Raw genomic sequence first — 14781 nt, 5'->3', positions numbered from 1 at the left:
TTTATAGTTATAAAAAGGGGCAGTTTGAACTGCCCCTTAAAAATTAATCATTTCTCAAAATTATATCAGCCACCGGGATAAGGATTTAACCCTGTTGTGCATCCAGCCCTTCCTATTGTAAATTTCAGATTATTAGTTCCAGCTGCTAACGTCTGTACACAGCTTGTTACCCAAGCTCCATCAGTAACCGCTATTGTCCATGTACCCACTTTCATGTTTGTGATCAGATCAGAAAAATAACATACTCCATATGAATCTGAAGTACTGCTGTAATTATGGTCAACAGCAAAAGGGGTTGAAGTGCCGCTTGTGCCCGTAAGCGTGCCCGGAGTAAAATTCCAGATTAAGCGTGATGTACAATTAACATTGGAAAATCCAGAAGGCCACTTTACGCTTAAATTCACTGCTGCCACTGTAGGCGTGGTTCCTCCTCCATTGCCGCCTCCGTCACAAATACCGCCCATTAAAAAAGGCAGCATAAAAAGCAATGACAACAGCAGATAAGGAAATGTTTTTTTTACCATTTTTCCTCCTTTGTTGAATTAAAGTATTTTTTAATATGATTACCCTGTATCATAATCTCTCATGCAATACCAGCAGCCGTTGTATCCCATGCTGATGGCATCTTCTCTCCTGCCAAATCCTTTTTTATTGTGGTCAAACATCTGTGTTACCCAGTAGCAGTTTGCATAATGCAATTCACATGTGCGTTTGTTCCCGACAAGGGGATAACTTGTGACACTGACGTCTTCATCCAGAAATACTGAGCCGTGGATAATCAATCCTTCCTGTCTTATTTCAACATCATCATTACGTGTGCTGAAAGACGGAGCTTCTTCGACCATTCCTCCTACCTGTGGTATGGTGGAAGGAAAGAGCGAGAGATCTGAAAAAGCACCTGTGATCTCTCCTGCCAAAAGGTCTCCTGCCATGTCCTCAACAACGTCATAAATCACAGCAAGAGCAATCCATCCGATAATAGGAATAATTGCGCCTAAAAAATCCGCCCACCAAGGAAGATCAACATCGACATTATGAGAACTTGCAACTAATTGTCCCCCTGACCCGACACTCAAAGTAATATCACCTGAGAAATCCACATCTGCGTCAGGCCAACAGTCAATCTCTTTAGTTAAACTTCCGCTCACATGTATATGCCCATTCTCAAGCGACATATTCAAAGAACGAAGCACTATCGAGCTATCACTCGGCATTCTTGCCGGAAGGCTGCCGAATTTCGCTGTAATCGCATCATTAAATTTAGTCTGAACAAGTTCTCTTGAGATAGCCAATGCAAAATCTTTGTTCGGCCTGATAAAAGGATTTATTGTGCCAGGTGTTGTATGAGTATTGCTGAAATTCATCAAAAGAGCCATATAATCAAGGTCGGCAGGAGTTCTATCATTGACAATTTTCATCTCGAAGAACTGGACGCTGTTTGTGCCATGCGTTACTCCGGGCGAGAGAGCTATTTTCTGAGTTTCATTCTGCAAAGTCTGGCGTATCATTTCCTTTATAATCAGTTCTATTATTTCCTTGTGCTCAATATCATCCACTATGTGAATGGTATAGTCTTCATCAGAAAGGTCAGTGAAATTTACCACAACAACATCAACATCAGCTCCTATCGAAGAATCAAAAGACCTGATTTTTTCGACAGAGGTAATAACCGATAAATCCCCCTCTACATTAAATTCTCCCCATGCAGGATTTGTGATATTCAGCCTTGCTTTAATAGGAAATATTATTTCTATAGGATTAGGGTCGCTTGAAATAACGTCAAAGTTCATGTAAGGCATAAAGAGATCGATATCAGCATTCCCTCCTGTTCCGGACTGATTAAAATTGCGGGTAATTTTGTGAGGTATGCTTTCATGCAAATAAGCTCCTTCTAAAATTCTGCTGACTACGTTTTCTGAAATCTGCGCAGCAAGTTCAAAATCCGAAGTTAATGCATTAGGCATTTTTCACCTCCCGATCTCATCAGCGATCTTATTTTTTCTGAAAGTTACTTTATCTACCCATGGAATCTTAAATTTTCCATTTTTTACCTTTTTGAAAAGCGCCTTATTCCCTTCAGTTAATTTCGCTGTCCTAATAGCTTTTTTTACATGCTTTGTCATTGAGTCAGTTAACTCAACACCCATCTCCTTTATTGCAAGAACTGGGTTTACCATAAAAAGCATGCCTAGTTTTGGCTCCTCTTTAATCGAATTTTTCGCAAGGACTGCTATCTTCAACAAATCCTGATGATCCGCACAAACTTTTCTACTTGCGGCTGTTGTTTTGATTGCAGCGATTTTGTATTTCCCCTTACTCTTCACCTTTTTCATGTAGCACCTCGCAAGGTTTATTTTCTATTAACTTAATTTCTGAGAGCTGTATGAACTAACCTCTGCTAGTGTAAAAAAATATCACTAAGGAGAGAGAAAGACTACCTGTAGTAGTCAAATTTATTCCCGAATTTGTCAATTTTTAGTTTTTTGAATTTCCGGGGAGAGATCCCAACTGTTTTCTTGAAGGATTCTGAAAAATATTTCGGCGTGTAACCTATTTTGTAAGCTATATCGCTTACCGAAAGCTTCCTGTTTTTCAAAAGCTTTTTTGCAATTTCAAGCCTTTTATTAATCAAATAATTTTTAAAAGTCTGTCCTGTAGCTATTTTAAAAAAATTACAGAAATAGGTCTTGTTCATGCAGGCCTGCTTCAATATTTTCTGCATGTCAATATTAACCATATAGTTTTCGTCTAGATATTTTTTTATTTTGATTATTTTTGTTTGCACTTCGAATGACATTTGATTTGCTGTGCACCACTTGCTGTCGCTTGATAATTCAAAAAACAATGGCTCTCTGTTCCCAGATTTGTTATCCCTGATTTTCAGAAGAATATCTACTTTATCTCTAATCTCATCTATATTTAATGGCTTTTTTATATAATCAATTGCCCTTAGTCTAAAAACCTTTTGGCATATTTCCTCGCTTCCATAACTTGTCATAACAATTACCGGTATAGACGGATAGCGTATTTTTATTTCCCTCAAAACATTACTTCCTTCCATATCAGGAAGAATGTAATTCAACAGGACTACCCCTGTATTCTCGGAAAGCATATCGAGCCCCTCGGAACCGGTGCGGGCAATAAATATCTTTATTCTGCCTCTGAACACAGAAAAAAGATTTTCTCTGGTTCTTTCACAGTTATCTATTACTAACAGGGATTGCTCAAAGGAAATATAATTGTCTGCTCTGTTGATATACATATATTTTTCTGGAGAAGATATCTGATATATCTCATAATATATATCGACCGAAAAAACTAAATATTTAATGTTTTTGTATTATTTAAAGTCTGATTATGGATAAAATATAAGCATGATCAATCTGGAAAGAAGAATTCTTATTAACAGAACTAACGCTAAAATCTTTTCTTTGAGAAAAGAAGTTTATATTGTCGGCGGTTATTTGAGAAATATATTTGCTGGTAAAAAAGGAAGAGATATAGACTATATTGTCCGAGGGGATATTAAGAAATTTGCAGAAATTGTTTATAAAAAACTGAATCTCGACCATGAAAAAGCTTCACTTGTCGAGCTTAAAAAAGAGCAGCTGTTCAGGATTATTTTTAAAGATGGCAGCACACTGGATTTTACAGAGCTGAAATCAATGCTTGAAGATAATCTTGCTGAAAGAGATTTCACCATGAATGCACTTGCATGGTCTTCACAAACCGGACTTATTGATCTGTTCGGCGGCATAAATGACATCAAAAATAAAAGAATCAAGGCAATATCAATTGATAATTTCAGAAAGGATCCTCTCAGGCTTTTAAGAACATACAGGTTTGCTGCTGAACTAGGATGGATCATAGACAGCAATACACGCAGTATTGTTAAAAAACTATGCGGTTTGATAAAAAATTCTGCTTCTGAAAGAATAACTTCAGAATTTTTTAAACTTCTGGATTCAAAAAATTATTTTCAAGCGCTTAAGCTTGCGTATCAGGACAGATTGCTGAAACATTTCATTTCAATAGAGGATAAAAAACTTTCAAAAAATATCTCCTCTTTTTTAAAACTTGAATCATCCTTTAAAAAAATACCAATAAAATACAAAAATGCTCTTGATGAAACCTTTTCTCAGGAACTCAGTCTGAAAGGACTTATGAGACTCGAACTCATTCTATATGGCTCAACCCTTAGCAGGAACAGACTTTCCTTGAGCAGACAGATACAAGAGCGCATGAAAAATGTTCATAAACTTCAGTGGCAATCAGGAAATAAAAATCTTTTCAGCAAAAAAAACATGTTTGAAACTTTTTTAAAGTTAAAATTTTCTGCCTTGGACTTTGTTATTCTTAGCAACAAGCTTGGTTTTATTGCAGAACTGGAACGATTTAATCATATTTTACATAAGGGTCTTTTAAACACGCACGAAATAATGAAACTTACAAGATTAAAAGAAGGGTTAGAACTTGGAGAATTTATACGAAAATTGAAAAAAATGCAGTTTGAGGGTAAGCTTAAAACAAAAAAACAGGCCATAAAATTGCTGGAGACAACTTGCTGATTTATTATGTATAAGACTTGTCAGAAAATTACATTTTCTAAAACTAAGCAGACACTGGAGAAATCACAATTAAACTCTATCTTTTAAAACGTTTTCTTATCCTGATTTTACTTTTGTTTGGCATTACGCTTATAACATTTTCGCTTACAAAAGCCCTTCCCGGGGATCCTGCGCAGAACATTGTCGGTGAAAGAGCGCAAAAAGAAGTTATAGAAAAAATACGCAAAGAACTTGGCGCTGACAAAGATGTAATGAGCCAGTATTTAGGTTATATAAAGCTACTTGCAACAGGTGAAATGGGAAGATCCTATTTCACAAACAGAAAAGTACTTGATGATATACTCCTGAAATTTCCCAATACCATTAAACTTGCATTAGCCGCAATGTTCATAGCAATTCCAATAGGCATCACGCTGGGATTTATAGCAGCATACAAAAAAAATACAGCAACTGACAGAATAATATCATCACTTTCTATAGCAGGACTCAGCCTTCCGGTATTCTGGAGTGGATTGATTATAATGCTGATATTCAGCCTCAAGTTTAAACTCTTTCCGCCTTCAGGCACAGGAGATATAAGATTTCTTTTCATGCCTGCGCTCACATTAGCGCTTCCTGCAATTGCAACTCTGGCAAGAGTGACAAGAACATCTGTCATAGAGATAAGCGATATGCCTTTTGTAAATACCGCACGAGCAAAAGGATTAAGTGAATTCAGGATTAACAGCACTCATATATTCAAAAACGCACTGATTCCTCTTGTCACGGTAATCGGACTGGATTTTGGAAGCTATTTGAATGGGGCAGTTCTGACTGAGACGATCTTCGGCTGGGACGGTATTGGAAGATTTATAATGGATGGGATAACAAAAAGAGACTATCCAGTGATAATGGGGTGCATAATCACAGGTACAACAGTCTTTGTCGCAATAAATATTATAGTAGACGTCATATACCACTATATTGACCCGAGGATAAGACTTTATGCACCTGACAGGTAAGATATCCGCCTTAATGCTTATTGTTATATTATCTGTTTCGATTTTTTCACCCTTTATTTCTGCATATGATCCTGAAAAAATCGACCTTGACAGCATAAAAGAATCGCCGAGCACAAAACATCTGTTCGGAACAGATAACAAAGGCAGAGACATTTTCTCGAGAGTGATCTATGGAGGAAGAATATCAATAAGCATTGCATTAATTGCTGCATTAATTTCAATGAGCATCGGCCTGTTTACGGGACTTTGCGCAGGATACTTTGGAGGGAAAATTGACACCATAATAATGGCATTCGCTGATCTTATTCTCTCCTTCCCGTCCCTGCTTCTTGCGATAGGAGTTTCAATAATATTCATTCCTGGAATTTATACAGTCATGATCGCAATATCCTTTGTGGGCTGGGCATCGTTTGCAAGATTGATTCGCGGATATGTTCTGACATTAAAAGATGCAGCATATATCGAAGCTGCAAAATCAATCGGATGCAGTAGATCTAGAATACTTTTTGTACATCTCATGCCCCAGTGCATTCCCATTGCATTTGTTATGGCAGGGATTAAACTTGGAGGTTATGTACTGACAGAGGCATCTTTAAGTTTTCTGGGATTAGGAGCACAGCCACCAATGGCAACATGGGGATCAATGGTCAGCATGAATAGAGCATACATTTCATCAGAACCTTGGATGGTACTCTTCCCCGGATTGGCCATAGCGCTAACATCTCTTTGTTTTAATATTGTAGGCGATGCTTTGAGAGATAAGTACGGATTGAGAGTGAATTAACTCTCTTTCAGTTTTTCCTCTTCTTCCTGCTGGGTCTTGCAGTCAATGCACATATTTGTTACAGGTCTTGCCTCGAGTCTTTTGATATCTATGTCCACACCGCAGTTCTCGCAAATACCGAATGTACCGTTGTTTATTCTCTCGATTGCTTCCTCTATTTTTTTAAGCAGTTTTTGTTCCCTGCCTCTTAGTCTCAGCATGAAATTTCTGTCTATCTCTGCAGAAGCCTGATCACCCATATCAGGGAATATCGTCTGCCCTGGAAGTTCATTCAAGGCAGCCTCCGCCTCATTCAGTATAATCTCTTTTTGTTCAACAAGTTTTTTTCTTATCTCAAAAAGTCTTTTATCTCTCTCAGTAAGCGGTTTCCTGATTTTTGGAGCAGGAAGCGCTGTCTGTTCTGCAAATGCTGCTATTTTTTTTAGAACTGTTTTCTTTACTCCAGCCTTCTTTGATGTAGTTTTTTTTGCTGCTATTTTTTTCTTTTCTATCTTTTTTTTAGTTTGCTGTTTTCTTGCTGTTTTAACAGTTTTAGGTTTCTTCACGCTCTTTGAAGTCTTTTTCATATTCTTTTTTAACATAATAGCTCCTCTGGAATTTTGTAACTTTTAACCCTAACAGAAATAACAGTTCATAGTCAAGATTTTTAAGAAAAAAAAGATTTATAAATTAATGTAAATTAAAAAATAATTTTGATTGTTTATGTTTTCCAATGAGAAAACACGAGAGAAAACATGAAAACTCTTCTGATATTACAGCTAGTTATTCTTTTAACAGTTTATATTCTATACTATCAACAAGAGCCTGCCATGATGCTTCAATTATATTTTCTGATACTCCTACAGTCCACCATTTCTTCCTGCCGTCGCCTGATTCTGCCAAAACCCTTACCTTGGCAGATGTTCCCTTGCCTGCTGTCAGAACCCTGACCTTATAGTCGTCAAGTTTTATTTCTTTAAGCTTGGGATAGAATTTTTCAAGGGCTTTTCTTAATGCATTATCAAGAGCATTAACCGGTCCGTCTCCTGTAGAAGCAGTATGCTCTATCTTACCTCCGACTTTCAGCATAATAGTAGCTTCGGTTAGAGGATCTTCGCCCTCTTTTCTTTTCTCTACTATCACTCTGAATCCTATAAGTTCGAAGAATTTTTTGTGAAGACCGAATGCTTTTTTCAAAATCAGCTCGAAAGATGCCTCTGCGCCTTCAAACTGAAATCCCTGATACTCCAGATCCTTCAAGTTATTTAGTATTACCTGAAGCTTCGGTGAATCCGGCTCTATTTTTATATGAAATTCTTTTGCCTTTCTAATTATATTGCTCTTTCCTGCAAGGTCTGATATCAAGACTCTGTGCGAGTTTCCTATAAGTTCAGGTTTTACATGTTCATAAGTCTCAGGATTTTTCATAACAGCGCTCACATGAATCCCAGCCTTATGTGCAAAAGCGCTGTCTCCGACAAAAGGCTGTCTCTTAAAATGTCTGAGATTTCCTATCTCGTTGACAAATCTTGATACATCCCTGAGTTTCCTGAGCTGTTTATCGCTTATGCATTTGATTCCAAGTTTGAGCTTGAGATTAGGAATAATCGAGCAGAGATTTGCATTCCCGCATCTTTCCCCAAGTCCGTTTATTGTTCCCTGAACTTGTGCTGCCCCTGCCCTTACAGCAATAATCGAATTCCCAACAGCACATTCAGAATCATTATGCACATGAATTCCTACCGGAGATTTAATCTTCTCTATGACTTTCTTTGTTATAGCTTCTATCTCATCGGGCATTGTCCCGCCGTTTGTATCGCAAAGAACAAGACAGTCTGATCCGGCATCACTTGCAGCGCTAATACAGGCAATTGCAAACTCAGGGTTTGACTTGTAACCGTCAAAAAAATGCTCTGCGTCAAAAAATACCTTGCCAGTGTATTTTTTCAGATACGAAACTGAGCCATGTATTATTTCAAGGTTTTCCTTTAATGATATTCTTAGTGATTCCTTAACATGAAAATCCCATGTCTTTCCAAAAATAGTGATTGTTGATGTCTCGGCTGCAATCAGGGACTTCAGATTTGCATCATCTCTTGCGCTATGTTTCGGACTGTGTGTGCTTCCAAAAGCAGCTATTGTTGAATTTTTTAACTTAAGTTTTTTTACTCTCTTAAAATACTCGGCATCTCTAGGATTAGAGCCCGGCCAGCCTCCCTCGATATAGTGAATGCCAAGATCATTAAGCTTTGATGTAATAGCCAGCTTGTCATCCACAGAAAACGAAATGTCTTCTGCCTGGGCACCATCCCTCAATGTTGTGTCATATATTTCAATTCTCTGGAGCATTTTCAAAATAATTAAGTCCCAAGTTCCCAACTCTTAAGATATTTTCTCTGAGCTGGTGTAAGCACATCTATTTTTACACCCATAGATTTTAATTTCAGCCTCGATATGTGACTGTCAATTTTTTCAGGCACTGAATATACCTTATTGTCTAGCTTTTTGTGATTCTTTACAATATATTCTACACAAAGAGCCTGATTTGCAAAACTCATATCCATAACAGCAGACGGATGTCCTTCAGCTGCAGCGAGGTTTATAAGACGGCCCTCGCCAAGCAGATAGATTCTTCTGCCATTTTTAAGCGTATACTCTTCAACAAAATCCCTGATCACTCTTCTTGATTTCGACATTGTCTTGAGTTCAGCTATGGATATCTCTACATTAAAGTGTCCTGAATTAGAGATTATAGCCCCATCCTTCATCACCTGAAAACACTTTTTGTCTATGACATCAATATCTCCTGTAGCTGTTACAAATATATCTCCCAACTTTGAGGCTTCTTTCATCGGCATTACCTCAAAACCGTCGATAGTTGCCTCAAGCGCTCTTAGAGGATCCACTTCTGTTACTATTACTCTTCCTCCCATTCCTTTTGCTCTCATTGCAATCCCTTTGCTGCACCAGCCGTAACCACCGACAACAAATACAGAGCCTGCAATAAGCCTGTTTGTCGCCCTTATGATCCCATCCATGGTTGACTGTCCGGTGCCATAACGATTATCAAAAAGATATTTTGTATAGGCATCATTAACTGCGATTATCGGATATTTAAGAACACCTTTCTCTGCCATAGCCCTTAGTCTTATAACCCCTGTTGTTGTCTCTTCAGTGCCGCCAAGTATATATTTGAGAAGTTCTTTCTTTTTTGTATGCAGCATCGATACTATATCAGCGCCATCATCCATCGTAATATTCGGCTTCAATGACAAAGCGCTCAATATATGCTGATAATAAGTTTTGTGGTCCTCGCCTTTTATCGCAAAAACAGGGATTCCTGAATTTTTGACAAGCGATGCTGCAACATCATCCTGCGTGCTCAATGGATTTGATGCGCACAGATGAACCTGAGCTCCACCCAGTTTGAGCGTATCAACAAGATTTGCTGTCTCTGTTGTAACATGAAGACATGCTGTAAGTCTTACACCTTTTAACGGTCTTTCTTTTCTGAAACGCTCTGCAATGCTCTGAAGAACAGGCATTTCTTTTGCAGCCCACTCTATTCTCAGCCTGCCTTTGTTTGCCAAGCTCATATCCTTTACATCATGCTTTATCATTCAGCCTCCGAATTTTATTTGTGAATATTATCCAGCGAACAGTCATTAGTAAAACTATGCGCTGTTTATTTCTACAACTTTGCTTCTTTTTTAAGAACTGATGCTATGTCTGTATTCTCCCATGTAAAATCAGCGTCATTTCTTCCAAAATGACCGTATGCAGCAGTCTTTCTGAATATTGGTCTTCTGAGATTAAGCGTATCTATCATCCCCTTTGGCGTAAGATTGAAATTGTTTCTGATAATCTTGACTATCTTATCATGCTCAATCTTTCCTGTTCCAAAAGTATCAGCAAGTATGGAAACAGGTTCCGGGATACCTATAGCATATGCAAGTTGAACCTGAACCTTGTCGGCAATTCCTGCTGCAACAATATTTTTTGCAATGTATCTGGCCATATATGCGCCTGAGCGGTCAACCTTTGTTGGATCCTTTCCAGAGAAACAGCCTCCTCCATGACTTCCAACTCCGCCATAGCTGTCGACTATTATTTTTCTTCCTGTCAGGCCTGTATCGCCCATCGGACCGCCCACAACAAAGCGGCCAGTAGGATTTATGTGATATTTAACATTTTCCTCGTCAAGAATTTCTTTAGGCACAATCGGCTTTATGACCTTTTCGATAATATCCTCTTTCATCTCTTTCAGAGTTATGTCAGGGCTGTGCTGAGAAGATATTACGATGCTGTCAATCCTGTGAGGCACTCCGTTTTTATATTCGATTGTTACCTGAGATTTACCGTCAGGCCTCAGATAGCCCAGGATGTCTTTTTTTCTTGCCTCTGAAAGTCTCATTGAAAGCTTATGCGCAAGCATAATAGGCATCGGCATAAGTTCTGGAGTTTCATTGCAGGCATATCCAAACATCAACCCCTGGTCTCCTGCGCCTCCTATATCAACGCCCATTGCTATATCTGAAGATTGTTCGTGGATAGAAGTGATTACAGCGCAGGTCTCATAATCAAATCCGTATTTTGCGCGTGTATATCCGATGTCCTTTATTGTCTCGCGGACAATTGAAGGTATCTCGACATAACAGCTTGTTGTTATTTCTCCCGCTACAAATGCAAGACCTGTTGTAACTATTGTCTCACAAGCAACCCTTGATTTAGGATCTCTTGATATTATCGCATCCAGAATAGCATCTGATATCTGATCAGCTATCTTATCAGGATGTCCTTCTGTTACTGATTCTGAAGTAAAGAAAAAATTACCCTTTGCCATTCGTACCTCCTGCCTTTGAATTTACTTGAACGTATAGTTTAAAAGATTCTCTTCCAAAATAGAAGAAGATTTTGCACATCAATTTCTGTTAAAATTTTTTGTGCTCACCCAGCAGTTAATTAACGGACTTACATTAGGCGGAGTATATGCGCTTATTGCACTGGGGTACACCATGGTTTACGGGATACTTGAACTGATTAATTTTGCCCATGGTGAAATATACATGCTTGGCGCATATCTGGGTATTATATTTCTTGCTTTCTTCACCGCACTGGGGTTAATAGCATACAATCTTCCTCTTGCATTAGTACTTTCACTTATTCTCTCAATCGTGTTCTGCTCTGGATACGGCTATGCAATAGAAAAAATTGCATACAGACCTTTGAGGCAGGCGCCTCGCTTAAGCCCATTAATAAGCGCAATAGGAGTTTCGATCTTTCTCCAGAATTATGTCATGCTCACACAAGGAGCAACTGACAAGGTATTTCCTCATTTTTTCGAAAAAACAGGAATTGATATTCTCAACACAAAAGTTACCTACACGCAGCTTTTAATTATCGTCATATCAGCAGTCTTGATGTTTTTACTGCATCTGTTAATCAAAAAAACAAGGATTGGCAAGGCAATGAGAGCAGTATCACAGGACAAGACAATGGCATCACTCGTGGGGATTAATTTAGACACTGTTATATCCATCACATTCATAATAGGCTCAGGACTCGCTGCCGTTGCGGGATTCATGGTAGCAATGTATTACGGACTTGTAAATTATTCTATAGGATACATCGCCGGCATCAAGGCATTTACTGCGGCAGTTCTTGGCGGCATCGGCAGTATCCCTGGCGCAATGCTTGGAGGAATTATACTTGGCCTAGTAGAGAGTCTCAGCGCAGGCTATATCTCTTCAGAATACAAAGATGCCTATGCATTTATTCTTCTTATAATAATACTTCTTATTAAACCATCCGGTCTATTTGGAGCTTCGCATGAAGAAAAAGTTTAATTTTAAAATATTATTAATCGCATTCTGGACAGGACTTCTGTTTTTGCCTTTCAAGGGGATAGAAGCTGCAGCAATACTTTTTGCCGTGGTTCTCGCATCATTGTTTTTTATCAAACTTATTTCTCAGCATACAAAAACATCTATAGAAAAAATCCAAACTAAAATACTTCTGCTCAACAAAAAGCTTCAGTTCATAAAAAGTAAAAAAAACATCTTCTCAGGCAAAATTCTACTGATTATTTTTATCCTTTCTGTTCCTTTTTTTGCAAAAGACTATTTTCTGGATGTGGCCGTCCTGACCGGCATTTATATAATACTAGCGCAGGGTCTGAATGTCGTTGTCGGTTTCGCAGGACTTCTTAATCTAGGATTTGTGGCATTCTATGCAATAGGCGCATATTCATATGCGCTGTTGAATTCAATCTTCGGGCTTGGATTCTGGTCTGCACTGCCGATAGCTGTTTTTATAACGACCATATCAGGATTCATACTTGCCATACCGGCTTTACGGCTCCGCGGCGATTATCTTGCGATAGTGACACTTGGATTCGGCGAAATAGTAAGACTTGTTCTCAACAACTGGGATTCAGTTACAAAAGGTCCGAACGGAATCGGAGATATTGCAGGACCTTATATTTTCGGTATGACGATTAATAAGCTCAGCCATTATTACTATCTTATTTTTATTTTTGTACTCTTATCAGTCTTCATAATAAAGAGAGTCTATACATCGCGAATCGGGAGAGCATGGGTTGCGATAAGAGAAGATGAAATTGCATCAATATCATTGGGTATTAATCCGACATCATATAAACTTTATGCATTTGCATTCGGTTCTTTCTGGGCAGGAATTGCAGGCGTATTATTTTCAGCTAAAATGCGTTTTGTGTCGCCTGAGAGTTTCACGTTCATGGAATCTGTATTAATTCTTTCAATGGTAATACTAGGCGGGCTAGGAAGCCTTAGAGGCGTAATATTAGGAGCAGCGATACTAGTTATCCTGCCTGAAATGCTCAGGGAAGTTCAGTTGTACAGAATGCTTGCGCTTGGAAGCGGACTTGTATTGCTCATGATTTTCAGGCCTCAGGGAATTTTCAGGCCCAGCAGTTCTCATCATGGAGGTAAGATTGTTTCTACTTGAAGTTAGAGATATGACAAAACATTTCGGCGGCATAAAAGCTGTTGAAGAGGTAAAATTCAGGGTTCAGGAAAACAGCATTCTGAGCATAATCGGGCCTAACGGCGCAGGAAAGACAACGCTCTTTAATTGTCTTACTGGTTTAATAAGACCTACAAGAGGGAATATATATTTTCTGGAGCAAGACATAACACGACTTAAGGCTAATAATATAGTAAAACTTGGGATGGCTAGAACATTCCAGAACATAAGACTTTTCAGAGAAATGAGCGTTCTTGAAAATGTAATGGTATCTCATCACTGCAGAACAAAAACCAATCTAATTGATTCTATATTGAGAAATAGAAAATTCATCGAAGAAGATAAAATAGTTCACCAAAAATCTATCGAGTACCTCGAACTTGTCGGACTTGAAGATGTTGCATACACACTTGCATCAAATCTTTCTTATGGCAGTCAGAAAAGACTTGAGATAGCAAGGACACTTGCAACAGAACCAAGACTAATACTTCTCGACGAACCCACAGCAGGAATGAATCCTCAAGAAACCTCAGAGATGATGACTCTGATAAAAAAACTTCAAAAACTTGGCAAGACAATTATTCTTATTGAACATGACATGAAGGTTGTAATGGGAATTTCAGATAATATTGTTGTGCTTGATCATGGCGTGAAAATCGCTGAAGGAACCCCCTTGGAAATAAGAACAAATCCAATGGTGATAGAAGCATATCTTGGCAGGGAGTTTAATGCTTGAATTAAAAAACATAAAGACACATTATGGTCCTGTCGAAGCTCTCAAAGGCATATCGCTTAAGGTCGACAGCGGAGAAATAGTATGTCTCATAGGAAGCAACGGTGCAGGCAAATCAACCACTCTCATGACTGTCTCTGGAGTGATTAAATCATCAAGCGGAGAAATATTTTTTAAAAAAGAATTAATCTCCAAAAAACAGCCGCATGAGATTGTTCAGATGGGAATAAGCCATGTCCCGGAAGGAAGAAGAATATTCCCCAAACTCACTGTTAAGGAAAATCTTGAGATTGGCGCATATTCAAAAAACCTGAAGGCTTTAGAACTTAAAGACAAACTTGAGAATACATTTGAATTATTCCCTGTTCTTAAAGAGCGCAAAAAACAGATGGGCGGCACATTAAGCGGAGGAGAGCAGCAGATGCTTGCTATATCGAGAGCATTAATGTCAGACCCAAAACTTCTCATTCTTGATGAACCTTCGCTAGGACTTGCTCCAATAATGGTCGCCAGAATATTCAAGGCAATAAAAGAAATTAATGATGAAGGAATAACTGTCTTGCTTGTTGAACAGAATGCACATGCTGCTCTCAATCTTTCAAACAGAGGTTATGTGATTGAAAACGGGAGAATCATCTTTGAAGGCAAAGGGAAAGAACTCCTGAACAATGAAAAAGTCAAAAAAGCATATCTGGGAGAATAAAATTATCT

Annotated in this window: 15 protein-coding genes; 7 read left to right on the top strand and 8 right to left on the bottom strand. The window is 38.4% G+C overall.

What is annotated here, in order from left to right; genetic code table 11:
• Positions 1–65: 65 nt before the first annotated feature.
• The 4 genes from LLF28_04580 to LLF28_04565 all read right to left on the bottom strand — a co-directional run bounded on the left by LLF28_04580 (position 66) and on the right by LLF28_04565 (position 3262).
• Positions 66–524 (bottom strand): hypothetical protein, encoded by a 459-nt coding sequence (locus tag LLF28_04580; protein ID MCE5194721.1) that lies wholly within the window; start codon positions 522–524, stop codon positions 66–68.
• 39 nt (positions 525–563) lie between these two features.
• Positions 564–1964 (bottom strand): hypothetical protein, encoded by a 1401-nt coding sequence (locus tag LLF28_04575; GenBank protein ID MCE5194720.1) that lies wholly within the window; start codon positions 1962–1964, stop codon positions 564–566.
• Positions 1965–1967: 3 nt separating this feature from the next.
• Positions 1968–2333: a hypothetical protein gene (locus LLF28_04570; protein MCE5194719.1), complete on the bottom strand. Its 366-nt coding sequence runs from the start codon at positions 2331–2333 to the stop codon at positions 1968–1970.
• Positions 2334–2434: 101 nt separating this feature from the next.
• Complete coding sequence (locus LLF28_04565) at positions 2435–3262, bottom strand: response regulator transcription factor (protein ID MCE5194718.1); 828 nt, start codon at positions 3260–3262, stop codon at positions 2435–2437.
• Between the two features lie 112 nt (positions 3263–3374).
• Here LLF28_04565 and LLF28_04560 point away from each other — a divergent pair, with 112 nt between their 5' ends.
• From LLF28_04560 to LLF28_04550, 3 genes are all read left to right on the top strand, one after another.
• Positions 3375–4568, top strand: coding sequence for a hypothetical protein (locus LLF28_04560; protein MCE5194717.1), 1194 nt, complete (start codon positions 3375–3377; stop codon positions 4566–4568).
• A gap of 68 nt (positions 4569–4636) precedes the next feature.
• Positions 4637–5569, top strand: coding sequence for an ABC transporter permease (locus LLF28_04555; protein MCE5194716.1), 933 nt, complete (start codon positions 4637–4639; stop codon positions 5567–5569).
• On the top strand, positions 5553–6353 hold the full coding sequence (locus LLF28_04550) for an ABC transporter permease (protein ID MCE5194715.1): 801 nt from the start codon (positions 5553–5555) through the stop codon (positions 6351–6353). The genes LLF28_04555 and LLF28_04550 overlap by 17 nt, the downstream gene beginning before the upstream one ends.
• On the opposite strand, the gene dksA is transcribed toward LLF28_04550, so the two are convergent.
• The 4 genes from dksA to metK form a co-directional block, all read right to left on the bottom strand.
• Positions 6350–6934, bottom strand: a complete 585-nt coding sequence (dksA, locus tag LLF28_04545) for an RNA polymerase-binding protein DksA (protein ID MCE5194714.1) — start codon at positions 6932–6934, stop codon at positions 6350–6352. The genes LLF28_04550 and dksA overlap by 4 nt on opposite strands.
• A gap of 181 nt (positions 6935–7115) precedes the next feature.
• Positions 7116–8681, bottom strand: coding sequence for a citramalate synthase (gene cimA / locus LLF28_04540; protein MCE5194713.1), 1566 nt, complete (start codon positions 8679–8681; stop codon positions 7116–7118).
• Between the two features lie 11 nt (positions 8682–8692).
• A complete protein-coding gene (ahcY, locus tag LLF28_04535; GenBank protein MCE5194712.1) occupies positions 8693–9952 on the bottom strand; it encodes an adenosylhomocysteinase in 1260 nt (419 codons plus the stop codon).
• A gap of 71 nt (positions 9953–10023) precedes the next feature.
• Entirely contained in the window at positions 10024–11175 is a 1152-nt protein-coding gene (gene metK / locus LLF28_04530; GenBank protein ID MCE5194711.1) for a methionine adenosyltransferase, read from the bottom strand.
• 100 nt (positions 11176–11275) lie between these two features.
• On the opposite strand from metK, the gene LLF28_04525 reads away from it, so the two are divergent.
• The 4 genes from LLF28_04525 to LLF28_04510 are packed head-to-tail and all read left to right on the top strand — an operon-like array spanning position 11276 to position 14773.
• A complete protein-coding gene (locus LLF28_04525; GenBank protein ID MCE5194710.1) occupies positions 11276–12178 on the top strand; it encodes a branched-chain amino acid ABC transporter permease in 903 nt (300 codons plus the stop codon).
• Complete coding sequence (locus LLF28_04520) at positions 12162–13319, top strand: hypothetical protein (GenBank protein ID MCE5194709.1); 1158 nt, start codon at positions 12162–12164, stop codon at positions 13317–13319. Before LLF28_04525 ends, LLF28_04520 begins: the two co-directional genes overlap by 17 nt.
• On the top strand, positions 13306–14073 hold the full coding sequence (locus LLF28_04515; GenBank protein MCE5194708.1) for an ABC transporter ATP-binding protein: 768 nt from the start codon (positions 13306–13308) through the stop codon (positions 14071–14073). Before LLF28_04520 ends, LLF28_04515 begins: the two co-directional genes overlap by 14 nt.
• Positions 14066–14773, top strand: coding sequence for an ABC transporter ATP-binding protein (locus tag LLF28_04510; protein ID MCE5194707.1), 708 nt, complete (start codon positions 14066–14068; stop codon positions 14771–14773). Before LLF28_04515 ends, LLF28_04510 begins: the two co-directional genes overlap by 8 nt.
• Positions 14774–14781 lie beyond the last annotated feature (8 nt).

It is taken from the genome of Nitrospiraceae bacterium, from assembly GCA_021373015.1.
Classification (GTDB): Bacteria; Nitrospirota; Thermodesulfovibrionia; order Thermodesulfovibrionales; family UBA1546; genus JAJFTJ01.
This window is presented reverse-complemented; position numbering and strand designations above follow the sequence as displayed.

Excerpts from the sequence above, each read along its gene's own strand:
- LLF28_04580 (MCE5194721.1), bottom strand. The coding sequence starts at position 524 with ATGGTAAAAAAAACATTTCCTTATCTGCTGTTGTCATTGCTTTTTATG.
- LLF28_04575 (MCE5194720.1), bottom strand. The coding sequence starts at position 1,964 with ATGCCTAATGCATTAACTTCGGATTTTGAACTTGCTGCGCAGATTTCA.
- LLF28_04570 (MCE5194719.1), bottom strand. The coding sequence starts at position 2,333 with ATGAAAAAGGTGAAGAGTAAGGGGAAATACAAAATCGCTGCAATCAAA.
- LLF28_04565 (MCE5194718.1), bottom strand. The coding sequence starts at position 3,262 with ATGTATATCAACAGAGCAGACAATTATATTTCCTTTGAGCAATCCCTG.
- LLF28_04560 (MCE5194717.1), top strand. The coding sequence starts at position 3,375 with ATGATCAATCTGGAAAGAAGAATTCTTATTAACAGAACTAACGCTAAA.
- LLF28_04550 (MCE5194715.1), top strand. The coding sequence starts at position 5,553 with ATGCACCTGACAGGTAAGATATCCGCCTTAATGCTTATTGTTATATTA.
- dksA (MCE5194714.1), bottom strand. The coding sequence starts at position 6,934 with ATGTTAAAAAAGAATATGAAAAAGACTTCAAAGAGCGTGAAGAAACCT.
- cimA (MCE5194713.1), bottom strand. The coding sequence starts at position 8,681 with ATGCTCCAGAGAATTGAAATATATGACACAACATTGAGGGATGGTGCC.
- ahcY (MCE5194712.1), bottom strand. The coding sequence starts at position 9,952 with ATGATAAAGCATGATGTAAAGGATATGAGCTTGGCAAACAAAGGCAGG.
- metK (MCE5194711.1), bottom strand. The coding sequence starts at position 11,175 with ATGGCAAAGGGTAATTTTTTCTTTACTTCAGAATCAGTAACAGAAGGA.
- LLF28_04520 (MCE5194709.1), top strand. The coding sequence starts at position 12,162 with ATGAAGAAAAAGTTTAATTTTAAAATATTATTAATCGCATTCTGGACA.
- LLF28_04510 (MCE5194707.1), top strand. The coding sequence starts at position 14,066 with ATGCTTGAATTAAAAAACATAAAGACACATTATGGTCCTGTCGAAGCT.